We start from the raw sequence: 25,928 nt of genomic DNA on the forward strand, positions 1-25,928 counted from the left end.
GTGATCGTGACGATCGACCGAAACAACTTGCAGGGCAAGGTTGTCCTGATCACTGGGGGCAGCCGCGGTCTCGGCGCGCAGATGGCGTGGGCGTTCGCCGAGGAGGGTGCGCACGTCGTAGTCGCGAGCCGGAAGGCGGGATCCTGCATCGAACTCGCCGCGGAGATCGAAAGGACGACCGGCGTCGAGGCGCTCGGACTCGCCGGCCATGTGGGGGATTGGGACTCGCTTCCCGCCATGGTGGACGCGGTGTACGAACGGTTCGGCCGGATCGACGTTCTCGTCAACAATGCCGGCATCGCACCACTCTACGACGAGGTCGTCGGAGTGGGGGAGGCGCTGTTCGACAAGATTATCGACGTCAATCTCAAGGGGCCCTTCCGTTTGTGTGCGTTGGTCGGTGACCGGATGAAGGCCGCTGGAGGCGGTTCGATCATCAATATCAGCAGCAACGCGTCGGAACGGCCTGCGCCCGAGTATGTACCGTACGGTGCGGCGAAGGCCGGACTGAACTCGCTGACGAAGGGATTCGCGGCCGCGTACGGGCCGGAGGTGCGGGTCAACTGCATCATGGCCGGCGCCTTCTTCACGGATATCAGCAAGGGTTGGGACCGTGACGCATTCGAGGATCTGGCATCGAACTGGCCGATCCCCAGGGGTGGAGATCCCCGCGAAATCGTAGGAGCGGCCCTCTATTTCGCCGGAGATGCGGCCAGCTACACGACCGGAACGATTCTGCCCGTGGACGGTGGGCGTATGGCCGTGGGCTGACCGATCGGCCTGCGCGCGGAATCTGTTGGGACACTGATAAACCCCACACACCTAGGTGTGTGGGGTTCGGTGTTTCCAGGCTTGAATAATTCATCATGACGATTTAGTGTGAGTGCATCGAGGGTGACCGTGATCACCCGCCTGGGCGGCGCGCGATCGCGCCGATCCGCACATCGAGAGAAAGGCACGCGATGACTGCAGTGGAAAGCCCCTCGGAGGTGGATCGGAGGCCGCGCCCGCGTGTCGGTCCGCTCTCGGGTATCAGGATCGCCGACTTCTGCTGGATGGGCGTAGGCGCCGTTGCGACGCGCATGCTCGCGGACTTCGGTGCCGAGGTCATCAAGATCGAAGCGCGCGATCGCCTGGACATGCCCCGCCGGCTACCCATCTACAAGGGCGAGGCACGTTCCTACGGCGAGGAAGATCCGAACCCGGATCCGAACAAGGGTGGCTTGTTCAACAACTACAGCCGGAACAAGCTCGGCGTGACGATCAACATGAAAACCGAACGGGGCCAGCAACTCGTTCGGCAGTTGATCTCCGCGAGCTCGGTGGTCACCGAGAACTTCGCACCCGGTGTGATGGAGAAGTGGGGCCTGACCTACGAAGAGCTCAACCGGCTGAGTCCCGAGGTCATCTACGCCCGCATGAGCGGCTTCGGTCACGACGGCCCGCACCACCAGTACAAGAGCTACGGCCCCGTCGTGCAGGCGGTTTCAGGGATTTCCTTCATCTCAGGACTGCCCGACCGCGAGCCGTCGGGCTGGGGTCTGTCCTACATGGACAATCAAGCGGCCTACTACAACTCGGCGGCTCTGCTGATGGCGGTGCTGCATCGCAATGCCACCGGCCGCGGGCAGGAGATCGACGTGTCGGCAGTCGAGGCGGGGATCAACCTGCTGGGCTCCGACCTGCTCAATGCCTCCGTCAACGGAGTGGCAACCCGGCGTCCGGGCTACCCCGCAGGCAACCGTCTGCTCGACCGGCCGGCAGCACCGCACGGGGTGTACCCCGGATCCGCCGAGGACACCTGGGTTGCCGTGGCGGTGTTCGACGACGAGCAGTGGACGCGGCTGGTGGGGGTGCTCGGCGACCCGGAGTGGGCGCGCGCTCCTCGGTTCGCGGATCGGGAGTCGCGGTTCGTACATCAGGAGGAACTCGACGAGCACCTGTCCCGGTGGACGGCCCAGCACACGCCACACGAGACGATGGAACTGCTACAAAATGCGGGCGTACCGGCCGCGGCGGTCCAGAATGCGCGGGATCTCGCGGAGACCGATCCCCAGATCGCGCACCGGGGCACATTCTTCGAACTCGACCACCCGGTGATCGGCGTTGCGAAGTTCGAGGGCACTCCGATCCGATTCACCGAGACGGTTCAGGAGAACTGGCGTTCGGCGCCGTTACTCGGTGAGGACAACGAGTACGTGTTCGGCGAGATCCTCGGGCTCGATCCCGACGAGATCGCGCGGCTGAGCGAAGAGGGTGTGATCTGATGGAACTGATCTTCAACGGACTGGTGGTCGTCGAGATTGCTGACGACCCCGGCGGGGAATACACCGGAAAGTTGTTCGCGGATCAGGGCGCGACGGTTATCAAGATCGAACCGGGGGACGGGGTGTCGAGTCGGCACATCGGTCCATGGGCGGGTGACACCGAAGACCCGGATCACAGTCTGAATTTCTGGACCTACAACACCTCGAAGCGGTCCGTCGTGCTGACGGACGACGACGAGGGGCGTGCGCGTCGCGCCGAACTCATCGCGACCGCGGATGTTCTCCTCACGACGGGCCGACCGGTCGACCTCGCCGAAGCAGGTCTCGACCTCGAGGACCTGTGTGCACGTCACGAAAAGCTCGTTGCCGTCTCGGTGTCGCCGTTCGGGCTGACTGGCCCTTGGGCGAACTACCTCTCTTCGGACCTGGTAGGTCTCGCCGCGGGTGGCCTGCTCAACAGTTGCGGATACGACGATCACACCATTCCCCCGATCCGTCCGGGTGGAAACCAGGCCTATATGACAGCGGCGAGCTTCGCGTTCTGCGGAGCGTTGCTGGCACTGATCGAGCGGCAGGGGACGGGCCGGGGCCAGCTCGTCGACGTGTCGATGCACGAGTCCGTCGCGGTGACCGGAGAGCTCGCCAACCCGTACTGGTTCTATCCGAAGGCCATCGTCCAGCGGCAGACCTGCCGGCACGCCCAACCCACTCTGACACAGCCGGCGCTGTTCCAATGCGCGGACGGGGTCTGGGTCTACTTTGCGCTCATTCTCGCCGACCAGTTCGCCTGGAAGGCCCTGACCTCGTGGATGGACGAGGTCGGCGTCGCCGCAGACCTCGTCGACGAGGCCTACCTGTCGCTTGCCCACCGGCAGGAGAACTTCCCGCACATCCAGGGCCTGCTGGAAGCGTTCTTCCTCATCCAGGATTCCGACACCATCTACCGGGACGGACAGCGATGGGGCCTGCCCATCGGTCCGCTGCGTGCCCCCGAGGAGGTGCTGCGCGACGAGCATCTCGCCGCGCGCGAGTTCTTCGTCCCGGTCGAGATGGCGGACGGCAGCACGGCGACCTTCCCCGGTGCGCCGTTCCGCTTCTCGGGCGGATTCGGCAATCCGATTCGTCCTCCGCTGCTCGGCGAACACACCGAAGAGGTGCTGACCCATGGTTGACGGATGGAAGCGCGACGCGTGCGCGATCGTCGGCATCGGCGAATCCGCGTATACCAAGAACTCCGGCACCAGCGTCACGGCGCTGGCAGCCGAGGCTACGCTCGCCGCGCTCGCCGATGCCGGAATCTCTCCGTCCGAGGTGGACGGTGTCGTCCGCAACGATATGGACCGTGTGTCCTGCGCCGCGCTCGCCGACGCGATCGGTGCCCGGAACCTGACGTACTACGGCGACGCGGGGCCTGGAGGATCCGGACCGTGCGCGATGGTCGCGCAAGCGGTGGGTGCGGTAGTGAGCGGGCAGGCCGAGACGGTGGTGGTCTTTCGATCACTCAACGGCCGCTCCGGCACCCGGTTCGGGCTGTCGTCCGAGCTGGCGCGCACAACCGGTGGCGGCGAGAGCATGACCGAGTTCTACGGGCCGTATGGTTTGCTCTCACCCGGACAATTCTTCGCTCTGCTCACGCGGATGTACATGAACCGCACCGGTTTGACGTCCGAGCAGCTCGGTCATGTCGCGCTCGCAGCGCGGCGTCATGCGAACAATAATCCGCGCGCCCAGATGTACGGGCGCAAAATGACACTCGACGACTATCTCGGATCCCGGATGTTGTCATCGCCGCTGCGCCTGTTCGACTACTGCCTCGAAACCGATGGCGCGGCCGCAGTCGTCGTCACCAGTTCCGCGCGGGCTCGGGATCTCCGCCAGGCTCCTGCTCTGATCCGGGCGGCGGCAATGGGGACGGGCCCGAGCCCGCAACCCGGCATGATGTACCCGGTCCTGAACCGCAGGGACCCACTGTCCATGCCCTCCCGATATTGCGCGGAAACACTGTATGCACGAGCAGGTCTCGGACCGGAAGACGTCGACTCGGCGCAGATCTACGACTGCTTCACAATAACGGCGCTTCTACAACTCGAAGACTATGGCTTCTGCGCGCCGGGTGAGGCGGGCGACTTCGCGGCGGCCGGTGAACTCGAGATCGGCGGAGCGTTGCCGTTCAACACCAGTGGGGGCCATATGTCCGAGGGATACATCCACGGAATGAATCACATCGTCGAAGGTGTCCGCCAGATCCGCGGAACCTCGACGACTCAGGTCGACGGAGCCGAAGTTTCGCTGGTCACTTCGGCGCCGCCGCCGGCTACGTCCGCTCTGATGCTGGTGGCGGCATGAACGAGCGGCTGGCTCCGGTCGTGAACGATCCGGCGACCCGGGGATATTTCGAGGCGGCGGCGCAAGGGCGTCTCGTGGTGTCGACATGCGTACAGTGCCACGCTCACAATCATCTGCCGCGACCTCGGTGCGTGAATTGCGGTGGTATCGAACTCCGTTGGGAGGACGTACCGAAGCGTGGCCGGGTGGTGTCATGGACGGTTGTCGAACACCAGGTGCACCCCTGGTTCCCGGTGCCGTACACCATCGTAATCGTCGAGATCGACGATTGTTCGGGCGTGCGTATGACCGGCTATCTGGAAGGGCGTGTGGAAGTAGGCGAATCTACTTACCTTACAGCAGATTTCGAAGAACTAGGCAGTGACGACGAGGGAAACGTGGTTGTCCTGCCCCGGTGGAACATCGAGGTAAGTCGATGACGGATGAACAGACCCTCACCGAGCTGGCTCCGGTCCGCTCGGGTGAAGAACTCGAGTGGGACAGACTGGAGAGCTACCTCCGAGCGACTCTTCCCGAACTCGAGGGAGAGTTCTCGGTCCTCCAGTTCCCCAGGGGTTCTGCCAATCTCACCTACCGTGTGCAGTTCGGCGACACCCACCTGGTCGTACGCCGACCTCCCTTCGGGAAGCTCGCACCCGGCGCGCACAGTATGGAGCGTGAGTACCGGGTTCTGTCGCGGCTCCACGCGGCGTATCCGCGTGCACCCCACGCGCTGCTGCACTGTGCGGATCCCTCGGTGATCGGCGCGGAATTCTTCGTCAACGAGTACCGCAGTGGAACCGTGGTCTGGGATTCGGTACCCGACTCCATGGCCTGTCTTCCCGACGTCGGCCGTCGGCTCGGTCTGGCCGTCGTCGACGCACTGGCCGATCTCCACGAAGTAGACGCCGACGAGGTCGGGCTGTCCGACCTGGGGCGTCCCGAAGGCTACCTCGAACGGCAGCTGACGGGCTGGCAGAAGCGGTGGGCAGCGGTCGAAGCGCAGTGTAGTGACGGCGAGACGATCCGAGTAGTCCGCGAGGTCGCGACACGGTTGATCGGCCGTGTGCCCCGCAGTCAGCGGAGCGGCATCGTGCACAACGACTACAAGGTGGACAACTGCCAGTTCGCTCCGGGTGACCCGGATCGGGTCACGTCGGTGTTCGACTGGGACATGGCGACGCTCGGAGACACCCTCGTCGATCTCGGGACCTTACTCAACTACTGGCCGGATACCACCGTCGACCAGTCGTCCGACGATGCGTTCATCGTCGTTCCTGGGATGCATGCCCTGGGGCTTCCGAGTCGTCGCGAGGTGGTCGAGCGGTACGCGACGAACAGTTCGCACGATCTGAGCGATATCGCGTGGTACGAGGCGTTCGGTTGTTGGAAGACCGTAGTCATCCTCCAGCAGCTTTACGCCCGATATGTGCGCAGTGAAACCGCAGACGAGCGGATGCGGGAACGCGGTGACGACGTGGCGCCGCTCGCGCGGCGTGCACTGGGACTGTTGTCCGGAAGCGGAGGTATCTGATGCGCGACTCGGCACTTGCGGAGTTTCGGGAGCAGGCGCGGAGCTGGCTGGCGAGTTCCAGAGTCCCCTACCGTGCGACGTTGTCGGACGGTACGGACGAGACGGTCGGATCTGACGACGTTTCGGTGTTCCACAATCTCTCGTTCGACGACGAGAAGCGATTACTGGACCGGCTCTGTGCCTGGCAGCGGGTCAAGTTCGACGCCGGCTACGGGGCGCTGACCTGGCCCGAGGAGTTCGGGGGGCGGAGCCTGACACCGGAGTTCGAGGATGCGTTCGCCATCGAGGAGCGTGCTTTCGACACGGGCGGATCCCACGAACTGCTCTCGGTTACCCTGCATCTGATCGCCCCGACGATCCGCCTCCTGGGCACGGACGAGCAGCGGCGCCGGTTCATCGTGCCGCTGCTCAGGGGTGAGGAACTGGCATGTCAGCTGTTCTCCGAGCCGTCCGCAGGGTCGGATCTCGCTTCGCTGGGCACCCGTGCGGTCCGCGCCGGCGACGACTGGATCGTCACGGGTCGGAAGGTGTGGACCTCTGGTGCCCGGTTTGCGCAGTGGGGCGAGCTCATCGCGCGCACCGACCCGGATGTCCCCAAGCATCAGGGAATGACTGCTTTCATGGTGCCGATGGATGCGCCGGGCGTGGAGATACGGCCACTGCGTCAGATGTCGGGTGGTACGAGTTTCAATGAGGTCTTCCTCGATCGTGTGCGGATACCCGACGGTCAGCGGCTCGGTGCCGTGGGGGAGGGTTGGAAGGTCGCGTTGACCACCTTGGGTTTCGAACGCGGCGCCAGTTCGACGAGCGGTGGAGTGGGTGGCAGCCTGCAGCAGACGTTGGCCCTCGCGTCCTGTACCGGGGCGGACGCGGATCCCGTGCACCGCCAGCGTCTCGCGGACATCGTCATCGCGCACAAACTCGGCGAGATCGCCAATGCGCGCGACAAGCAGGCTCGGGAGTCGGGGGAACCACTCGGTGCGATCGGTTCGGTACGCAAGATGCAATGGGTGGGAAGGATGCTCGGGATCTCCGACTTCGTCGTGGCGGCGTTGGGGCCTCGGCTGGTTGTCGATTCGGGCGAGTGGGGTACCTATGCATGGGGACAGCATGTGCTCGGTGCTCCCGGTTACCGCATCGCGGGTGGATCCGACGAGATACAACGCAACATCATTGCTGAACGGATGCTGGGCCTGCCCGCCGAGCCTCGCGGCGACCGAGTCACGCCGTGGCGGGATATTCGTCGCTGAGGGGTAACCAGGTGTTGTCATATTTCATCATGAGGATTACTGTGAGCATCATCGGGATGTGACCCGGATCATTCTCTCGACCGGATTCCGCCGCAGTGAAGACGCGTGAAAGTGGCGCATCCGGATATCGGGTTTCAAGTCATCCCAGACGATTTCAGACGAGGAGCATCGCCGATGACGGCATATCGGTTGGTCGATCGCACGCTGTTCGCAGAACTCGTCGCGGCAGACCCGGATTCGCAGCCGACGCTCCGTGGTGGGCGGTGCGCCGAATGCGCAACGGTGACGTTTCCCTTTCAGGACGGGTGCCCCCGCTGCGGAACCATCGGGATGGAGGCGACCGATCTTCCGGCGGAAGGCGAGTTGTGGTCCTTCACCGTTCAGGGATTCGAACCGAAGGCCCCGTACCGAGGCGACGGGCCCTTCGAACCCTACGGTGTCGGCTACCTGGATCTCGGAGACGTTCTCGTCGAGTCGATCCTGACGGAGAACGACCCGAACGAACTTCGCATCGGGAACCGCATGCGACTGCGTCTGGTGCCGAGCTTCACCGACCCCGACGGAACCGTGGTGCTCACCTTCGCGTTTGCACCCGTCGATCCGGAAGACGAGGTCGTCCGATGAGTACACCGGATATCGCCGTGGTCGGTATCGGCATACATCCCTTCGGCCGGACTCCGGGGGTCAGCGGGCGGGCACAGGGTGCCTTCGCGGTACGTCGGGCATTGGACGACGCCGGAATTCAATGGAGTGACGTGCAGTTCGCGTTCGGTGGCAGCTACTCCGCCGGTGACGCAGACTCGCTGGTGTCGGATCTCGGTATGACGGGCATACCCTTCATCAACGTCTCGAACGGTTGCGGCACCGGCGGATCGGCGTTGACCGCGGCGTGCGATTCGATCCGTTCCGGGCGCTACGACCTGGGTATCGTCGTCGGCTTCGACAAGCATCCGCCGGGCGCGTTCAACGAAGATCCCGAGAACCTGGGTCTGGGTTCGTGGTATGGCGAGACCGGAATGATGGTCACCACTCAGTTCTTCGCCATGAAGATCCAACGCTACATGTACACGTACGGGATCGAGCGCTCGACGCTCGCCGAGGTGGCCGCCAAGGCATTTCGCAACGGGTCTCTCAATCCCAATGCGTGGCGGAGGAAATCGCTGACAGTCGAGGAAATTTCCGAGGCCGCGATGATCAGTCACCCGCTGACGCAGTACATGTTCTGCTCGCCGGCCGAAGGGGGCGTTGCCCTCGTGATTTCCCGCGCAGACCGGGCGAAGCAGTACACCGACCGGCCGGTGTACCTGCGATCGTGCGAATTCCGTTCGCGCCGATTCGGTTCCTTCGAGGTATACAGTCCCTGGAGTTCGCCCGAGGTAGCCCCCGGGCCGACGACAGAGGCCTCCACTGCGGCATTCGAGGCAGCCGGCGTCGACCCGGGCGAGGTGGATCTGGCGCAGATCCAGGACACCGAGTCCGGTGCCGAAATCATGCACATGGCCGAGACCGGTCTGTGCAAGCACGGTGAGCAGTCAGCGCTGATCGCCGCCGGCGAAACCGAGATCGGGGGCCGGCTGCCGATCAACACCGACGGCGGTGTGCTCGCGAACGGTGAGCCGATCGGCGCAACCGGCCTGCGCCAGGTATACGAGAACGTTCTGCAGCTTCGGGGTGATGCCGGCAGCCGCCAGGTGCCCGGAGACCCCGGTGTTGCTTTCACCCATGTCTACGGTGCACCCGGTATCAGTGCGTGCACCGTGATGACGCGCTGACATCGACCAGAGGAGATCTCATGAGCTTCGGATTCGAACCCGACGACGAGTACCGCAAACAACTCGACTGGGTCGAGGAGTTCGTCACCGACGAGGTCGAGGCCGTCGACCGGGTGGTGGGGCACGCATGGAACGTCCAGGACCCCGTCCGCAACGCGTTGATCCGCCCGCTCCAGGCGCAGGTGCGCGAGCGCAACCTGTGGGCGTGCCATCTGGGCCCGGAGTTGGGTGGACCCGGTTACGGACAGCTCAAGCTGGCGCTTCTCAACGAGAAGCTCGGTCACACCCACAGTGGACCCGTCGTCTTCGGTTGCCACGCACCGGATTCGGGCAATGCCGAGATTCTCGCGCACTACGGTACCGACGAATTGAAGGAACGCTATCTCGCGCCGCTCCTGGAGAACGAGATCGTGTCCGCGTACTCGATGACCGAGCCGCAGGGTGGATCGGACCCGACCGCCTTCGTCACGAGAGCCGAACTCGACGGCGACGAGTGGGTACTCAACGGCGAGAAGTGGTTCTCCTCGCACGCCGACTTCGCGTCATTCCTCATCGTGATGGCGGTGACGGACCCGGATGCCCCACGCCATCGGCGGGCGTCGATGTTCGTCGTCCCCTCCGACACCCCAGGTATCGAAATCATCCGAAACGTCGGGGTTGCCGGCCACGAGAACCTCGGCGGTACACACGCCTACATTCGTTACACCGACGTCCGCATCCCGAAGGACCACCTGCTCGGCGAGCGCGGCCAGGGATTCGCCGTTGCTCAAACGCGACTCGGTGGAGGAAGGATCCATCATGCGATGCGCACCGTCGGACTTGTACGGAAGTCCCTGGACATGATGCTCGAACGTGCGGTTTCCCGGAGCAGCCGCGGTGGCACTCTCGCCGACCACCAGCTCGTTCAGGAAATGATCGCGGACTCGTGGATCCAGTTGCAGCAGTTCCGCCTTCTCGTTCTCGACACCGCATGGAAGATCGACAGGCACAACGACTATCGCAAGGTCGTCACCGAGATTTCCGCGGTCAAGGCCGCGATGCCGAAGGTGCTGCAGGATGTGGCCGGGCGTGCGATCCAGCTCCACGGCTCGCTGGGTATCTCCACCGAGATGCCGTTCGGAGCGTGGGTCATGGAGAGCTACCACATGGCATTGGCGGACGGCGCGACCGAACTGCACAAGATTCAGGTCGCCAAGCAGTTGCTGCGCGATGTGGAACCGGTACCCGGACTGTTCCCGACCGGCCATCTCCCCGCTCGTACGCAACGCGCCGTCGAGAAGTTTCGCCACGTGCTGGACGACGACGCCCTGGTGCTCTGACAGATGTGCCCGCGGCGTTCCCTCCGCGGGTTACCGAACCGGAAGGTGAAGCAATGAAAACCGGAATCCGACTCCACAGCGTGGTGTGCGATACGTCCGTCGTGGTTGTGCGAGCCGTCGAGGGGATCGTCCTCGAGTGCGGGGGACACCCCATGTCCGAAACCCCGGATGCGGCTCGCGCCGAGGCTGCTGCCGGTGCCACTGCCGGTACCGTGATGGGGAAGCGCTACGAGGACGCCGAGCTGGGGCTCGAGGTCCTGTGCGTCAAGGCCGGCGCCGGTACCTTGTCGGTCGCGGGTCGCGCGCTGACCTTCAAGGAAGCCAAGCCCCTGCCCTCGTCCGATTGAGGACCGATTGCCATGAACCTCACGATGCTTCTCGAGATGGCAGCTGGTTCCGATCCCGATCGGATCGCCGTCGGAACCAGGAACGACGGACTCACGTACAGGGAACTGTCTGCGCGGTCGACGGCACTGGCCGGCGAGCTCCGGAAGTCCGGTGCGCGGCATGTGGCATTGCTCGATCTGAACTCGCCCACGGTTCCGGTGGTGCTCTTCGCTGCGACCGCCGCCGGACTTCCGCTGGCTCCCTTGAACTACCGGCTCACCGACGAGCAGATCGACCACGCAGTCGGACGGCTCGAGCCGGTCACGGTCGTCGTGGGAGAGTCCATGGCGAACCGGGTGCCCACACGCGCCGGTATTTCGCTCATGCCGATTGCCGATGCGTCGGGAACAGGTTCGGGTGCAGACGGTCTGCAGGAGTTCGTCGCCCCAGACGATCCTGCTGTGCTGCTGTTCACCAGCGGTACCACCGGCGCTCCGAAAGCGGCCGTGCTCCGTCACCGTCATCTGACGAACTACATCCTGGGGACCGTGGAGTTCTGGAACGCCGACGAGAACGAAGCGATCCTCGTCTCCGTTCCGAACTACCACATCGCAGGCATCAGTTCGATTCTCAGCTCCGTGTACTCGGGTCGCCGCATCGTGTACATGCCGTCGTTCGATCCCGAAGGGTGGGTGGAACTGGCATCGCGCGAATGTATTACGCATGCGATGGTGGTTCCGACGATGCTCGGCCGGATCCTCGATGTGCTCGAGTCGACGGGCACCCGTCTCACCGCATTGCGTTCACTGTCGTACGGCGGAGGCCGAATGCCGGTTGCCACCGTCGAACGGGCAATGCGTCTGCTGCCGGACACCGACTTCGTCAACGCGTACGGACTGACCGAAACGAGTTCGACCATCGCCGTTCTCGGACCGGAAGATCATCGGGTGGCGCTTGCCTCGGATGATCCGGCTATTCGCGGGCGCCTCGGTTCGGTCGGCCGTCCGCTGCCCACGCTCGAGATCAGCATCCGGGACCGCTCCGGCTGTGAGGTATCTGCCGGTGAGCCAGGCGAGGTTTTCGTGCGTGGAGAGCAGGTGGCCGGCGAATACACCTCGCACAGTGCACTCGACGACGACGGCTGGTACCCGACGCGCGACCGTGGGTGGCTCGATGCCGACGGCTTCCTGTTTCTCGACGGCAGAGCCGACGACCTGATCGTCCGCGGCGCCGAGAACATCTCGCCGGGCGAAATCGAAGACGTACTCGTCGAACATCCCACCGTGGCCGACGCTGCCGTGATCGGGATCCCGGATCGGGAATGGGGTGAACGGGTCGAGGCGGTGGTCGTCGCGGCACCACACCGGAGTCCCGCGGAAGTTGAACTGCAGGAGTGGGTCCGGGTGCGTCTGCGTTCGACCCGGGTTCCCGCCCGGATCCATGTGTGGACCGAGCTGCCGTACAACGACACGGGCAAATTGCTGCGCCGGGTACTGCGTGACGAGCTCGCTGCTCGCACCGAGACGAGTGAGGTGGCTCGATGATTCTGGCCGAGAACGAAGATCTCGTCGAATTGCAGCAGGTCGCCCGGGAGTTCCTGGGCTCCGGCGAACTCGCGGCACCGCTGTCGGGCAGTGTGCGGTTCGATCGCGCGAAATGGTCGCGTGCCTGTTCCGAGATCGGTATCGCGGGGGTCTCGGAGCCCGACGAATTCGGGGGAGCAGGTTTCGGCTTCGCGGCGCTCGCCGTAGTGCTGGAGGAGGCGGGCCGTAGCCTGTCCTCCCTGCCGATTCTCAGTTCGGTCGTACTGGGGCAGGGTTTGCTCGCGCTGGCAGGCGACGAACGTGCCCGCGCCGAACTGCTCCCGGCGCTGCTCGACGGCTCCCGGACCGCGACCGTCGCGACCGGAGCCGTGCGCAGTGACAGGGCGGCATGGAGCGATTCGGTGACGGCCAACTGTTCCGGGGACGACTGGACGCTGACCGGCACGGTCGGTGCGGTGCTCGACGGTGCGACGGCGGATTGGCTGTTCGTGCGGGCGGAGACCGCGATGGGCCCTGCGATCCTCGCCGTCGAGACGGATGCCGCCGGGGTGGGCCGTACGGTGCAGGACTCGATGGATCTGACGAGGTCGTTCGCGCGGATCGACCTGCACGACGTTCCTGCGCGGCTCATCCGGACAGCCGCGCCGCCGGACACTGTCCTTGCATCGCTGGCTGATGTAGTGGCCGTCGCCGTGGCGTGCGAGCAGTTGGGCGGAGCCGAGGAGGCACTTCGTACCGCGGTGGCCTATGTGGCAGAGCGGGTGCAGTTCGGCCGCAAGATCGGATCGTTTCAGGCGATCAAGCATCGCTGCGCAGACCTCGCGATCGCGGTCGACGAAGCACGTTCGGCCGTGGCCCACGCGGTGTGGGCTCTTCACGAAGGCGACGACGCGCTGCGTTTGGCAGCTCCGCTCGCGGCCGTGGTGGCGGGGCGGACCTTCTTGGAGTGTGCCAGGGAGAACGTCCATCTTCACGGAGGGATCGGCTTCACATGGGAACACTCCGCTCACTTGTATTTTCGGCGTGCGACGAGTGACTCGACCCTGTTCGGCGATGCGGAGCGTCACCGTGAGCGGGTCCTGTCCGGGGTGCTGTAGCGGTGCGGGACGGAAATGTTGTTCGTTGCCGTGAACGACCGGCAATCTGTGCCCGCACGACCGTCTCGTGGTGGCAGGGGCGTCGTCGCAGGCGCTGACCGGTTGTGTACCGTGGTTGTCGCGCAAAGGATCACGGCGGCGCCACCGACGACAACGGACACCGTCGGCGGTTCGCCGAGAAGCACCGCGGCCCAGCAGATCGTCATCACCGGCTGGGTGAGCTGGATCTGGCTCACCCGCGTCATCGGGCCGATCGCCAGACCCCGGTACCAGGCGAAGAAGCCCAGGAACATGCTCACCACGGCCAGATAGGCGAATGCCGCCCACTGGGTGGCCGTGCCGGTGGGCCGGTGGTCGGCGACGGCGAGCACGGTCACGGCGAGGGTGACCGGTGCGCTGAGCACGAGCGCCCACGAAATGGTCTGCCAGGAACCGAGTTCGCGTGCCAGCAGGCCACCTTCGGCGTAGCCGATCGCGGCGGCGAGGACGGCGGCGAGCAGCAGTAGATCGGCCGGGTGCAATCCGCCGAACTCACCCGACTGCAGCATGCCGAATGCCACCGCGGCGGTCGCGGAAACGGCGGCGGTGACCCAGAACGACGGCGCCGGCCGCTCCCGGCCCCGCACCACGGCGGCGACCGCGGTCGCCGCGGGGAGCAGGGCGATCACCACCGCGCTGTGAGTCGCGGACGTTGTGGTCAGCGCGTATGCGGTGAGGACGGGGAACCCGATCACGACCCCGCCGGCGACCACCGCGAGCCGAATCCATTGCGCGCCGCGGGGTCGTCGTTGCCGGGTGAGGGCCAGTGCGGCGGCCGCGAACAGGGCCGCGACGACCGCGCGGCCGATTCCGACGAAGATCGCGGACATGGCGCCGTCGTGCACCGCGATCCGGGTGAGCGGCAGGGTGAGGGAGAACGCCACCACACCCGCCAGGCCCCACCCGAGGCCGCTCTTCGGGGTCGATAGCACCTGGCTGTGCGCGGTAGTAGCGCTACTATTGGCTCTCATGTCCGACGATAGCAGTAGTGCCCGGATCGTGTCCGATCTTCGGCGCTGGATCGCGACGGCACCGCCGGGCGCGAAACTCCCGGCGACGCGCGCCCTCGTCGCGAAGTACAGCGCGAGCCCCGTCACCGTGCAGGCCGCCCTGCGGACTCTCCAAGCGCAGGGATCGGTGGAAAGCCGCCCCGGGGTAGGCACTTTCGTCCGGTCCGTCCGGGTGGCGGGACCCAGGGACTACGGGTGGCAGACCGCGGCGCTGGGTTCGCCGGACCGCCGCGTCCCGCGGCTGCCCGCCTCGCTCCGCACCCTCCCGAACGATGTGATCGCGCTGCACTCCGGCTACCCCGACCGGGAACTGCTACCGGAACGGCTGGTACGAAGTGCCTTCGGTCGCGTCGCCCGCAGCGACGCCGTCGTCGGGCGCCCACCGACCGCGGGCCTCCCCGAACTCCAGGCCTGGTTCGCGACCGAACTCGGGGCCGCGACCCCGCTGGGTGTGGCACCCCCGACGCCGAGCGACACCGTCGTCGTCCCCGGCAGCCAGAGCGGGCTCAGCGCCGCATTCCACGCGCTGGTCGGAGCGGGCAACCCGCTGCTCGTGGAATCACCCACCTACTGGGGCGCGATGGTCGCGGCCGCGCAGGCCGGCGTGCAGGTTGTGCCCGTCCCCAGCGGGGCCGGCGGTCCCGACCTGGGGGAACTCGCCCGCGCGTTCGAGCGCACCGGAGCCCGCGCCTTCTACGCGCAACCGAACTTCGCGAATCCCACCGGCGCGCAGTGGTCGCCGGACCTGGCCGACGACGTCCTCCGCCTCGTCCGCGACGCCGGGGCCTTCCTGGTCGAGGACGACTGGGCACACGACTTCGGGATCACCGCCGATCCGGTGCCGCTCGCGACGCGCGACGACAACGGGCACGTCGTCTACGTCCGGTCGCTGACCAAGAGCGTGTCCCCGGCCGTGCGGGTCGCCGGGATCGTCGCGCGGGGACCCGCCCGCGACCGCATCCTCGCCGAGGTGCAGGCCCAGTCGATGTATGTCAGCGGTGTCCTCCAAGCGGTCGCCGTCGATGTCGTCACGCAACCCGGGTGGCGCACCCACCTGCGCGGCCTGCGGCCGCAACTCGCCGCCCGCCGGGATCTGCTCGCCCGGTCCCTCCGCGAGCACGCGCCCGGGCTGCACCTCGACGCCCTGCCCGCGGGCGGCCTGAACCTGTGGGCGCGGCTGCCCGAGCACACCGACGTCACCGCACTCGTCCGCGACTGCGAGGCCGCGGGGGTCGTCGTGACCGCGGGCGACGAATGGTTTCCCGCCGAACCCACGGGCCCGCACCTGCGGATGAACTTCTCCGGTCCCGACCCCGGGGCGTTTCCCGACGCGGCCCGGATCATCGGCGAGGTCCTGGAACGTCAGCGAAAGGACTGAGCCGGGCGGGGACAGGCTGCGCCGGTTGGATAGACACGGCCGGTTGGACAGACACGGGTGGGGCACGGAAGCCTGATCGGTATGGCTTCACCGCGACCCGCACTGACGACCCCGGTTCTGCTGCTCATGGCGTTGGCGACCGGATTGTGTGTGGGCGCGAACTACGTCAACCAGCCGCTGCTCGACACCATCGCCACGGCTCTCGGCACCTCGCACTCGGCAGCCGCGTTCACCGTCACCGTCGCCCAGGTGTCCTATGCGCTCGGACTGCTGTTCCTCGTGCCGCTCGGGGACATGCTCGACAAGCGACGACTCGCCGTCGGCCTGATGATCCTCGCGGCCGCCGGGCAGGTGGCCAGCGGATTCGCTCCGAACATCGGCGTCCTCACTGCCGGTATCGCCGTCACCGGTCTGTTCTCCGTCGCCGCGCAGGTGCTGGTGCCGTTCGCCGCGACCCTCGCCGAACCGGAACGGAGCGGACGGGCCATCGGCACCGTGATGAGCGGGCTGCTGCTGGGGATCCTGTCGGCGCGCAGCGTCGCCGGACTGCTCGCCGAACTCGGTGGCTGGACCACCGTGTACCGGGCCGGGGCGGTCGCGCTGATCGTCGTCGCGGTCGCGCTGTGGCGGAAGCTGCCGAGCTCGCGGCCCACCGCATCGACCGGTTACGCGGCGACGCTGCGGTCGCTCGGCACCCTCGCGCGCACGCATCGGCGGCTGCGCACCCGCGCGCTGCTCGGCGCGGTGTCGTTCGGATCGCTGGCGGTCCTGTTCTCGACGATGACGTTCCTGTTGGCCGGCGAACCCTACGGATTCGGCGACGCGCAGATCGGCCTGGTCGGTCTCGCCGGGGCGGCCGGTGCGCTCGCCGCGAGCTTCGTGGGAAGGGCCGCGGACCGCGGATACGCCCGGCTCACGACCGGCATCTCCGTAGTCCTGCTCGTCGCGTCGTGGGCCGCGCTCGCCGCCGGTGGCCACAGCCTTGCGTGGTTCCTGATCGGGTTCGTCGCCGTCGACCTCGCGGTGCAGGGCGTGCACATCACCAACCAGAATGTCGTCTTCGCGCTGGAGCCCGCGGCGCGGGCCCGCATGAACTCCGTGTACATGGTGGCGTACTTCGTCGGTGGGGCCTCAGGCTCGGCGCTGGGGACCGTTGCGTGGACGACGGGCGGGTGGTCCGGGGCGTGCATCGCCGGTGTCGCCCTGGCGGTCTCCGCGGTGGGCGTGTGGGCACTGGATCTGCGTGCCGAGCGCCTCGCGGCCACGACACCGCCGCAAGACACTGTCACCGCCGGCCGGGCCTAGGGTCGTGCTCCCACACCGGTGGCCAGTTCCTGTATCCGGCCGCGCACGCTGTCCGGCGCCAGCGGCGGGGTCGGCAGGCCGGCTCCGGAGCGCAGTCCGTCGACGAACTCCCGGAGAACCTCGGCGGGGGAGTGGGCCGGTGACCAGCCCAGCTCGGATCGTGCCCGGGCACAGTCCATCAGCGGCAGCCGGAGCACGGTGTCGAACAGCCCGGGCTCGGCCGGCGCGAGGTGGGTGTGCCATGCGGCCGCGGCCGCGGACCGTACGAGACCGCTGCGCACCGGGACGACCCGGGCACCGAGCAGATCCCCGAGAGTGTGGGCGTCGACCGGGGGTTCGGCGGCGACGTTGAAGGGACCGCGCACCGGTCGCAGCACGGCCCGGACGTAGGCGTCGGCGACGTCGTCGGCGTGCAGAATCTGCATGCTCAGGCCGGGCATGTCGGGCACCACGGGGATCGCGCGCACCAGCGAACCGGGGACGAACGGACCCCCGAAGATGCGGCGCTGCGCCGACGCCGAGCCGCGCTGGAAGATGAAACCGGGCCGCATCCGCACGACCCGGATGTGCGGGTGCTCGCGTTCGAACACGTCGAGCCACCGTTCGAGATAGGCCTTCTCCCGCGGATACGCTGCGCCCGGCCAGCCGTGGGTCGGCCACGACTCGTCGACGGCGTGCCCGTCCTCCGGGCCCGGCGAGTAGGCGCCCACCGACGACGCGACCACGATCACCGGAACCTGCGCGTCCGCCGCAGCGGTGAGCGTCCGGATCGTGCCGAGGACGTTGTTCTCCCACGTCTTCTCGGGTTTGTGCGTGGGATGGAACAGCCACGCGAGATGGATCAGAGCGTCGGCGCCGTGCATCGTGGAGTCCAGCTCCCCGGTGGCGACGTCGACCGCGTCGAACCGGGCCTTCGGAGCGGTCCACTCGGTGGCGCGACGCGCAACGCCGAGTATCGATTTCACGGCGTCCTGCTCGCCGAGCGCCCGCACCACGGCGGTGCCCACGTTGCCCGTCGCGCCGGTCACCACCACGTGGAGTTCCGACGGTGCCGCCTGTGTCTCCACGCGCTGTGTCTCCACGCGCTGTGTCTCCTCGCGCTGTGTCTCCTCGCTCATGGACCGGGGCATACCCGCAGCGTGACACGGCCAATCGGCGGGCCGCGACGGTCAGGTCAGGTCGGTCGTGGGAAGCAGCCGCAGCTCCCGCGCGCGGCCCACCGCTTCGTAGCGCGTGTGCACACCGAGTTTGCGGTAGATGCTGCGCAGCTGGGTCTTCACCGTGTTCGGGGAGACGAACAGTTCCTTGGCGATCTCCCCGAGCGTCGATCCGCGCGCGAGCAGTGCCAGCACTCCCGCCTCCCGCGGCGACAACTCGACCCGGGCGATGGTGTCGACGAATATCGACTCGACCGCTCCACCCGGCACCGGCGTGCCGCTCCACGCGACCAGCGTCTCGATGTAGCGCGGGGGCAGCGTCGTGAACGCGCGGCGATTGCCGAGCCGGACGGAGAGCATGCACGCGCGGTTCCAGGCACGCACGGCGTCGTCGTGCCCGTCCCGATCGACCTGGGCCGCAGCCTCGAGCAGCAGTGCCTCGAGGTGGGCGCGCGGATAACCGCAGTCGGTCCAGGAGACCCGTTTGAGCAGTTTCGACGCGACCTCGGGGTGACCGGTGAGCAGTTCGACGCGCGCGGCCGCCACCACCAGGAACGGGTGGTTGGACGGTTCCTCGTCGACCGTCGCACGCGCCAGATTGCCGTTGCCGAGTGCGAGTTGCAGGTCCACCTCGACGGCGGTGAGCAGGACCCGCGAGAACGCACCGGCCGAGTGCTTGTCACTGTGTGCAGCGATGGCCTGGTGCAACCAGGTCAGACCCGAGTAGGCGTCGTGGGTGGTCAGCGCGTACTGCGAGTGGGCGTAGGCGACGAACGCCCACAGTTCTTCGCGCACACTCGGCCGGCCGAGGAGTTCGAGCGTTTCCTTCGCGGGGGCGAGGTCGAGCACATCGAGATGCTGCAGGACCGCCGCCGCCCGGCCGGAAACCTTGGCTGCGCCGGACCACGACCCGGCGTTGTCGTAGCGGCGGGCCCGGTCGAGCCATTCGCGGACCCGGGTGTTGTCGCCGGCCAGCGCCCAGCCCAGCGCCGAGCCCCCGGCGGATTGATGGGCCACGAAACCCAGTTCGTACGACACGCCGCTCTGGTAGGCGCGCCGGAAGATGGTCGTCGCCTCGGGCAGGTGCCCGGCGAGCTGCAGGGTCAGGGCCCACTGCATCCGCAACAGCGGCAGCTGTTCACCGAAGACGGCGGGCCGACGGGCCGTGATGCTCGACACGAGCGGTTCGAACTGCAGAGTGCGCGTCGCGGCCTCCGCGATGTCGCCGGCCCGGCGCAGCGCGATCGTCTGCGCGGTCGCCACGTACAGGTGGTTGACGGCTTCGGTGTGGCGGGCCGGATCCGTGAGCGTCGAGGGGTCGTCGGCGAGTTGCTCCCCCAGGAGCGGATGGTCGTCGATCATCGAGGTGACCAGGGCCCGCCCGGCCCGCAGCTCGGGATTGTCGACGACCACGTCGTCGGGCAGCGCCCGCATCACCCGGACGAGCTCACCGAACCGGTTCGAGGCCATGTCCACCCAGGAACGCTGAACGATTTCCGCTGCGAGCGGCCAGTTCCCGGATTCGGCTGCATAGAGCGCCGCCGCCGAGGGCCTGCCCGCATCCATCTCGGACCGGGCGAGCCGGGCCAGCAACTCGTCGAGACGGCCGGGGTTCTCTCGGCGGGACACCGCCATCACGCGCTCACGGAGGGCCGGCGGCCACCACCAGGTGGGAACGTCGACGCCGAACGAGCCGACCATCAGGCCGACCGTCTCGAGGTGCACCATGAACCGGCCCGCGTCCGGGCGCCCGGTCAAGGCGACGGCGTCCTCCGGGGTGATGCGGCTCGCGGCGGCGATCGACAGCGCGAACGCCCGATGTTCGGGGCCGAGCCGTGCGAGACGCTCGTCGACGTACTTGTCGAGGAGCGCGGCCACACCCGGATCGGGCAGACCGTGCTGACCGGTACGGCTGGTCGGGCGGTTGCGCACGACCGCGGCCGCGGCGGACACCAGCGCCGGCACCCCGCCGAGCGTGTTGTGCAGGTCGCCGAGCGCCGCATCGTGCAAGGTGACCCCGTGCCGGTGGAACAGGTCGGTGGTTTCCTCCCGGGTGAACGCCAGGTCGTCGGCGGAGACGAACGTGGAGTCGATGCCGCGGGCGGTGATGCTCAGCAGCGCGGAGGTGCTGCCCTGCATGCACGCGATCACGTCGACGGTGTGGGACTCGTCGAGCAGATCGAGCAGAGGGGCGATGAGGGTCCGTCCGGTCGTGACGGGTACCCCGGACAGGACCAGCACGATCGGTGTCTCCGACGAGTCCAGGACGCGGACGAGAAGATCGCGCGGCCCCGCGGTGGCTTCCGGCACGGAGAGCCCGGCGCGCCGGCAACAATCCAGGACCACGGCCCAGACCTCGTCCTCGGTGGCATCGTCCGGCAGCGGCGGCACCCACAGCACGGAACGGTCGGGGGCGCCGCCGGCATGCAGCCACGACGCGACCAGCGTGCGTTTGCCGAAACCGGCGGGCGCGAAGACCATCGTCAGTGCCGACTCACGGTCGAGCAGGGCGGACAGCCGGGGTCGTGGCAGCGCACTGCGCAGCGCTCGCCACGACGGCACCCCGGCGCGACCGGGGGTCGGAACGCTCACGCGGACTCCTTCGACAAAGCACGAGCTGAACGAAGGCCACCGCTCCCGATAGGTGCGTCCCCTCCGGGCCGTCGTCAGCTCAGGGTATCCAACAGCATGACGAATCGGACAATCTGCCCCGATGTCGTCTCACTCCATGATGGTGGTGGTGGGCAGCGACTTTTGCAACGGCCTATATGTAAAACCCGGGTCGCCGGGAACGCAGTCGACCCGAACTCGGGAGTTCCGGTCACGGCGAGTACATCCCTGGGCTTCGCGGCCGGCGGGCGCGAGACTCCGTCGGGTGCGCTTCCAGATCCTCGACATCATCTTCAATCCGCCGCATCCGGTCACCGGCCGGGTCGTCCCACCTGCCGACCGGCTCGAACGGGTCGTCGAGATGGCGGTGCTGGCCGAGCAGCTCGGCATCGACAGCTATTCGGTGGGGGAACGGCACGCGGGTGACGTGCTGTCGTCGAGCCCGACGGTCGTGCTCGGTGCGATTGCGCAGGCCACCGACCGGATTCTGCTGTCCACCGGCGTCACGGTCCTGTCCGTTCTCGATCCGGTCCGGGTCGCCGAGGATCTGAGCACCGTCGATCAGCTCAGTCGCGGTCGCCTTGAGATCGTGATCGGCAAGGGCAACGAGGTACTGCAGTATCCGCTGTTCGGGCTGGACATCGGCAGGCAGTACGAATACCTGACGGAGAACTACGAATTGCTGCGCACGTTGCTGCGCGAGGAGCACGTCGACTGGACCGGGGAGCACCGGCCGCCGCTCACCGACGTGACGACGCTGCCGCGACCGTTCGCCGGACCGTTCCGGATCTGGCACGGCTCGGCGACGTCGGCGCACGCCGTCGACCTCGCCGCGAAGTGGGGCGATCCGATCGTGACCGCGAACGCGCTGCAGCCGCGGGAGAACTACAAGGTGCTCATCGACCGCTACCGGGAGCAGTACGCCGCGCACGGGCACGACCCCGCGCAGGCATACGTCGGTTCGGGTTCGGGCGGATTGTTCCTCGCGGACACCACGGAGCAGGCGATCGACGAGTACCGGCCGATCTACGAAGGGATCGTCCGCCAATCCGATCAGCGCAAGCACGATCCGGCGGCGGTCGGGAAGGTCACCAGCTTCCGCACCATCGAGGACGCGGTCGAACGCGGGCCGGCGCTGGTCGGTTCCCCGCAACGGGTCGCCGAGAAGATCCTCGACTACCACGAGAGTTTCGGGCACGTCCTGCAGTCGGTGTCCATCAACCACGTACTGGATTTCGAGCAGCAGAAGGACACCCTGCGCCGATTCGCGGAGGAGGTGATCCCGCTGGTGCGCGCCGAACTGCCCCCGACCACGTTGTGGTCCGACGTCGACATCGACCGCGCGAAGGGCTTCGTCGCGGCCTGACGAATCCGCACGAGTCGACGGCCGGCAATACCATCACGGCATGTCGACCGCCCTCTACTACGGTCTCGGCACTGCGCTACCGATGCTCGTCGGCGCCGTCATCGGCCTGCGCTACGACCTGCCGAAGCCGCTGCTGGCCGGACTGATGGCGTTCGGTGCCGGAGCGATGGTCGCGGCGGTGTCGACCGAACTGTTCCAGCCGGCGTTCGAGTCGGAGGGTGTCGTCGTCGCCGGGATCGCCCTGATGCTCGGTGCCCTGGTCTATGTGGTTGCCGACCACCTGATCGAGAACCGCCTCGGATCCGCGGCGCTCGGTTTCGCCCTGATGCTCGGCGCACTCCTCGACGGGATCCCGGAGAACACGGCCCTCGGTGTCTCGCTCGGTGCCGAGGGCGGTCTCGTCCTGCTGGTGGCGATCGCGGTGGGCAACGTGCCCGAAGCGGTCGCGGGTGCGGCGTCCATGCGCGGGCAACCGAACTTCGACCGCCGCCGGGCAGGTCTGCTGTGGACGGCGACCGCCATCGCGCTCGTACTGGTGGTGGTCGCTGCGAATGCCGCGGCGGACTCGATCTCGCCACAGCCGATCGCGGAGATCCAGGCCTTCGCCGGGGGCGCGACGATCGCCGTGCTCGCGGATTCGCTGATGCCCGAGGCGTATCGGGAGGGCGGTTGGTGGGTCGGCTTGTCGACAGCGGCCGGCTTTCTCGTCGCGTTCGCGCTCGGTGGCTGACACCGCGGTATCCACGGAACGTTCAGCAACAGCGGGCGCCGGGATTCGAATCGGTCGCCGCGTGCCGGTCCCGCCAGTACTCGCGTTCGGTCGGCACCGGTTCGCCCGGGTGGAGCCGCCGGTGCAGTTCGACGTACCGCGCGTAGTCGTGGTCGCCCATCAGCGCCCCGACCCACCACCAGACGCGGCGAAGCCGAGCGGTCACGACCCACCGTCCTCGCTGTGCGGATGCGTATGGTCCCGGTGCGCATGGTCGGGGTGCACGTGCGCCGCACCGGGCACCCGGACCTTCCCCGCGTGGATCAGTTCGTCCCACTGTTTCTGCAGGTCCCGTTCGGCAGGGGTGGGCACGAATCCGGCGGGCGCGAAGATCTTCGACGGGACGTCGGGGGTTTCGGTCGTGGGCAGGCCACCGGCCCGCACCGCGCGCACGCACACCACCACCCCGGCGGCAACGACGATGAGCACCAGCACCGCGAACACGATCGACAGGGTGCCCTGGATGAACGTGTTGCGGATGACCGCGTTGATCGCCTCCGGTGTGCGGGCCGATCCGAAGCTGGTGGCGCCCGAGTTCTTCGCGTCGACGAACGCGCGGTGCTGCGCCCAGTAGCCGACCGCCCGATCGGACGAGAAGATCTTCTGCCACGACGCGGTCATCGTCACCACGAGATCCCACACGAGCGGCACCGCCGGAATCCACGCCCACTTGAGCAGGCCCTTCTTCACGACGATGGTCAGCACCACGGTCAGCGCGATCGCGGCGAGCAACTGGTTGGCGATACCGAACAGCGGGAACAGCGTGTTGATGCCGCCGAGCGGGTCGGTGACACCCATCAGCAGGATCGCACCCCACAGCCCGACGACGACGAGCGTGCAGAACCATGCGCCCGGACGCCACGACGGATCCTTGAACCGGCGGGCGGGCCCACCGAAGTTGCCGAGCGAATCCGACAGCATGAACCGGGCGACGCGGGTGCCGGCGTCGACGGTGGTGAGGATGAACAGCGCCTCGAACATGATCGCGAAGTGGTACCAGAACGATTTGAGGCTGTCGCCCCCGAACAGGTCGCTGAGCACCTGCGACATACCGAACGCGAGTGTCGGCGCCCCGCCGGTGCGGGAGATGATCGACTCCTCGCCGACCGCTTCGGCGGCGACCGTGAGTTGCTCCGGGGTGATGTCCGGGCCGCCGAGACCGAGGCCGTTGACGTAGGTCGCGGCGGTCTCCGGGGTACCACCGGTCAGGGCCTCGGGGGCGTTGAGCGCGAAGTACAGGTGCTGATCGATGATGCACGCGGTGACCAGCGCCATGATCGCGACGAACGACTCGGTCAGCATGCCGCCGTAGCCGATCAGCCGGATCTGCTTCTCCTTCTCGAGCAGCTTCGGGGTCGTACCCGACGCGATCAGCGCATGGAAACCGGACAATGCGCCGCACGCGATGGTGATGAACAGGAACGGGAACAGCGATCCGGCGAAGGCGGGCCCGTTGCCGGCGATCGCGAACGGGGTGACGTCGGGCATCTCCAGTGCCGGCCGGGCGATGAGGATGCCGACGGCGAGCAGCGCGATCGTGCCGACTTTCATGAACGTCGACAGGTAGTCGCGCGGGGCCAGCAGCAGCCACACGGGCAGCACCGCCGCGGCGAAGCCGTAGGCGATGAGCAGCCACGCGATCGTCACCTTCGACAGCGTGAACCAGTTGGCGCCCCACTCGGTTTCGGCGACCCATCCGCCGCCGATGATCGCCAGCAGCAACAGAACCACGCCGATGAGCGAGACCTCCGAGACCTTCCCGGGCCGCAGGTACCGCAGGTACACGCCCATGAACAGCGCGATCGGGATGGTCATGGCGATGGAGAACAGGCCCCACGGGCTCTCGGCGAGCGCGTTGACGACGACCAGCGCGAGCACCGCGATGAGAATGATCATGATGACGAACACGGCGATCAGTGCGGCGACGCCGCCGATCGGGCCGAGCTCGTCGCGGGCCATCTGGCCGAGGCTGCGGCCGCGCCGCCGCGACGAGATCCACAGCACCAGGAAGTCCTGGACCGCCCCGGCGAACACGACACCGACGATGATCCAGAGGGTTCCCGGCAGGTATCCCATCTGCGCGGCCAGGACCGGGCCGACGAGGGGACCGGCCCCGGCGATCGCCGCGAAGTGGTGACCGAACAGCACCCGGCGGTCGGTCGGCATGTAGTCCTTGCCGTTCTCCAACTCCTCGGCCGGTGTCGCCCGATCGTCGCGCGGCTGCACGATCTTGCGCTCGATGAACCGGGCGTAGAAGCGGAACGCGATCAGATAACTGCACACCGCCGCGATCACGAACCACACCGCGTTGATGTTCTCGCCGCGGACCAGGGCGATCATTGCCCACGCGATCGCCCCGAGAATCGCCAGGACGAGGAAGACGACGCGGGCGGTGGGGGAAATCGGCGTCCGGTCCACGACCCCGACCGGGGGAAGGTCGGGATCGGTCCGCAGATGCTCGATGTCCCCGCGTGTTCCTGCCGGTTCGACTGCCATGTCGGCTCCTCCCCGGATCGACCCGGGTCGGTGGTCCGATCAGCGGGGCGAACCTCTTCGGCTGCACGTGATGTGACAGCCGTCACGCTACCGTCTGGTGGCGGGCGGGAACCGGAAAAACCGGGGATGCCGCGTCCGGCGGCAGGGGATCAGGACAGGGCGCTGAGCCGCGCCTTCTCCAGCGCGCCGAGCGTGCGCATGATGGTGGCCTTCTGCTTCTCGAGGTCGCTGCGCCGGGCGCGCGCCGCCAGGCCGCTCTGCTCGGCGACCAGCGCGAGCTGCGCGTCGATCGCGGAGAGCTGGTCGAGCAGTGCGAGGGCGCGGGCCTGGATCTCGTCGACGTCGACGGCGTCGGTGCGCACG

Annotated in this window: 22 protein-coding genes and 1 pseudogene; 17 read left to right on the forward strand and 6 right to left on the reverse strand. The window is 67.3% G+C overall.

Translation table 11 applies throughout. From position 1 onward, the window contains the following. Positions 1–6 precede the first annotated feature (6 nt). The 13 genes from ACN675_RS10590 (at position 7) to ACN675_RS10650 (ending at position 13,435) form a co-directional block, all read left to right on the forward strand. Positions 7–771 (forward strand): SDR family NAD(P)-dependent oxidoreductase, encoded by a 765-nt coding sequence (locus tag ACN675_RS10590; RefSeq protein WP_420750823.1) that lies wholly within the window; start codon positions 7–9, stop codon positions 769–771. Positions 772–962: 191 nt separating this feature from the next. After that, complete coding sequence (locus ACN675_RS10595) at positions 963–2,267, forward strand: CaiB/BaiF CoA transferase family protein (protein WP_420750824.1); 1,305 nt, start codon at positions 963–965, stop codon at positions 2,265–2,267. Then, positions 2,267–3,439, forward strand: a complete 1,173-nt coding sequence (locus tag ACN675_RS10600; protein ID WP_420750825.1) for a CaiB/BaiF CoA transferase family protein — start codon at positions 2,267–2,269, stop codon at positions 3,437–3,439. The genes ACN675_RS10595 and ACN675_RS10600 overlap by 1 nt, the downstream gene beginning before the upstream one ends. Next, the gene (locus ACN675_RS10605) at positions 3,432–4,613 is read left to right on the forward strand and encodes a thiolase C-terminal domain-containing protein (RefSeq protein ID WP_420750826.1); all 1,182 of its coding nucleotides are present in this window, start codon (positions 3,432–3,434) and stop codon (positions 4,611–4,613) included. Before ACN675_RS10600 ends, ACN675_RS10605 begins: the two co-directional genes overlap by 8 nt. Further along, positions 4,610–5,032, forward strand: a complete 423-nt coding sequence (locus ACN675_RS10610; protein ID WP_420750827.1) for a Zn-ribbon domain-containing OB-fold protein — start codon at positions 4,610–4,612, stop codon at positions 5,030–5,032. The genes ACN675_RS10605 and ACN675_RS10610 overlap by 4 nt, the downstream gene beginning before the upstream one ends. Continuing rightward, positions 5,029–6,126: a phosphotransferase family protein gene (locus tag ACN675_RS10615; protein WP_420750828.1), complete on the forward strand. Its 1,098-nt coding sequence runs from the start codon at positions 5,029–5,031 to the stop codon at positions 6,124–6,126. The genes ACN675_RS10610 and ACN675_RS10615 overlap by 4 nt, the downstream gene beginning before the upstream one ends. Then, on the forward strand, positions 6,126–7,376 hold the full coding sequence (locus ACN675_RS10620) for an acyl-CoA dehydrogenase family protein (protein ID WP_420750829.1): 1,251 nt from the start codon (positions 6,126–6,128) through the stop codon (positions 7,374–7,376). The genes ACN675_RS10615 and ACN675_RS10620 overlap by 1 nt, the downstream gene beginning before the upstream one ends. A 174-nt stretch (positions 7,377–7,550) precedes the next feature. After that, the gene (locus tag ACN675_RS10625; protein ID WP_420750830.1) at positions 7,551–8,000 is read left to right on the forward strand and encodes a Zn-ribbon domain-containing OB-fold protein; all 450 of its coding nucleotides are present in this window, start codon (positions 7,551–7,553) and stop codon (positions 7,998–8,000) included. Beyond that, positions 7,997–9,148, forward strand: a complete 1,152-nt coding sequence (locus tag ACN675_RS10630; RefSeq protein WP_420750831.1) for a thiolase family protein — start codon at positions 7,997–7,999, stop codon at positions 9,146–9,148. Before ACN675_RS10625 ends, ACN675_RS10630 begins: the two co-directional genes overlap by 4 nt. Before the next feature lie 20 nt (positions 9,149–9,168). Continuing rightward, a complete protein-coding gene (locus ACN675_RS10635; protein ID WP_420750832.1) occupies positions 9,169–10,467 on the forward strand; it encodes an acyl-CoA dehydrogenase family protein in 1,299 nt (432 codons plus the stop codon). 53 nt (positions 10,468–10,520) lie between these two features. Further along, on the forward strand, positions 10,521–10,814 hold the full coding sequence (locus ACN675_RS10640; protein WP_420750833.1) for a hypothetical protein: 294 nt from the start codon (positions 10,521–10,523) through the stop codon (positions 10,812–10,814). Between the two features lie 12 nt (positions 10,815–10,826). Then, complete coding sequence (locus ACN675_RS10645) at positions 10,827–12,338, forward strand: class I adenylate-forming enzyme family protein (protein ID WP_420750834.1); 1,512 nt, start codon at positions 10,827–10,829, stop codon at positions 12,336–12,338. Beyond that, positions 12,335–13,435, forward strand: a complete 1,101-nt coding sequence (locus ACN675_RS10650; RefSeq protein WP_420750835.1) for an acyl-CoA dehydrogenase family protein — start codon at positions 12,335–12,337, stop codon at positions 13,433–13,435. Before ACN675_RS10645 ends, ACN675_RS10650 begins: the two co-directional genes overlap by 4 nt. On the opposite strand, the gene ACN675_RS10655 is transcribed toward ACN675_RS10650, so the two are convergent. Continuing rightward, complete coding sequence (locus ACN675_RS10655; RefSeq protein ID WP_420750836.1) at positions 13,402–14,445, reverse strand: DMT family transporter; 1,044 nt, start codon at positions 14,443–14,445, stop codon at positions 13,402–13,404. The genes ACN675_RS10650 and ACN675_RS10655 overlap by 34 nt on opposite strands. Between ACN675_RS10655 and ACN675_RS10660 the strand changes: the two genes are divergently transcribed. Continuing rightward, complete coding sequence (locus tag ACN675_RS10660; RefSeq protein WP_420750837.1) at positions 14,444–15,862, forward strand: PLP-dependent aminotransferase family protein; 1,419 nt, start codon at positions 14,444–14,446, stop codon at positions 15,860–15,862. The two genes, ACN675_RS10655 and ACN675_RS10660, sit on opposite strands and share 2 nt — an antisense overlap. Positions 15,863–15,943: 81 nt before the next feature. After that, positions 15,944–17,167, forward strand: coding sequence for an MFS transporter (locus tag ACN675_RS10665; RefSeq protein ID WP_420750838.1), 1,224 nt, complete (start codon positions 15,944–15,946; stop codon positions 17,165–17,167). Here the strand turns inward: ACN675_RS10665 and ACN675_RS10670 are convergent. Next, on the reverse strand, positions 17,164–18,285 hold the full coding sequence (locus tag ACN675_RS10670; RefSeq protein WP_420750839.1) for an NAD-dependent epimerase/dehydratase family protein: 1,122 nt from the start codon (positions 18,283–18,285) through the stop codon (positions 17,164–17,166). The two genes, ACN675_RS10665 and ACN675_RS10670, sit on opposite strands and share 4 nt — an antisense overlap. A gap of 51 nt (positions 18,286–18,336) precedes the next feature. Then, positions 18,337–20,916: a LuxR C-terminal-related transcriptional regulator gene (locus ACN675_RS10675; protein WP_420750840.1), complete on the reverse strand. Its 2,580-nt coding sequence runs from the start codon at positions 20,914–20,916 to the stop codon at positions 18,337–18,339. Positions 20,917–21,199: 283 nt separating this feature from the next. Here ACN675_RS10675 and ACN675_RS10680 point away from each other — a divergent pair, with 283 nt between their 5' ends. Together ACN675_RS10680 and ACN675_RS10685 are read left to right on the forward strand one after the other, a co-directional pair. Next, a complete protein-coding gene (locus ACN675_RS10680; RefSeq protein ID WP_420750841.1) occupies positions 21,200–22,300 on the forward strand; it encodes an LLM class flavin-dependent oxidoreductase in 1,101 nt (366 codons plus the stop codon). A gap of 40 nt (positions 22,301–22,340) precedes the next feature. After that, positions 22,341–23,030 carry a ZIP family metal transporter gene (locus ACN675_RS10685; RefSeq protein ID WP_420750842.1) on the forward strand — a complete coding sequence of 230 codons (690 nt, stop codon included), beginning with the start codon at positions 22,341–22,343 and terminating at the stop codon, positions 23,028–23,030. Positions 23,031–23,052: 22 nt separating this feature from the next. On the opposite strand, the gene ACN675_RS10690 is transcribed toward ACN675_RS10685, so the two are convergent. The 3 genes and pseudogenes from ACN675_RS10690 to ACN675_RS10700 all read right to left on the reverse strand — a co-directional run. Continuing rightward, positions 23,053–23,235 (reverse strand): YbdD/YjiX family protein, encoded by a 183-nt coding sequence (locus ACN675_RS10690; protein WP_420750843.1) that lies wholly within the window; start codon positions 23,233–23,235, stop codon positions 23,053–23,055. Next, positions 23,232–25,565, reverse strand: coding sequence for a carbon starvation CstA family protein (locus ACN675_RS10695; RefSeq protein WP_420750844.1), 2,334 nt, complete (start codon positions 25,563–25,565; stop codon positions 23,232–23,234). Before ACN675_RS10695 ends, ACN675_RS10690 begins: the two co-directional genes overlap by 4 nt. A 149-nt stretch (positions 25,566–25,714) precedes the next feature. Beyond that, positions 25,715–25,928 (reverse strand): annotated as a pseudogene (locus ACN675_RS10700) (hypothetical protein); the annotation flags it as partial.

The sequence above is a fragment of the Rhodococcus sp. O3 genome, from assembly GCF_048897285.1.
In the GTDB taxonomy this organism is placed as follows: Bacteria; Actinomycetota; Actinomycetes; order Mycobacteriales; family Mycobacteriaceae; genus Rhodococcus.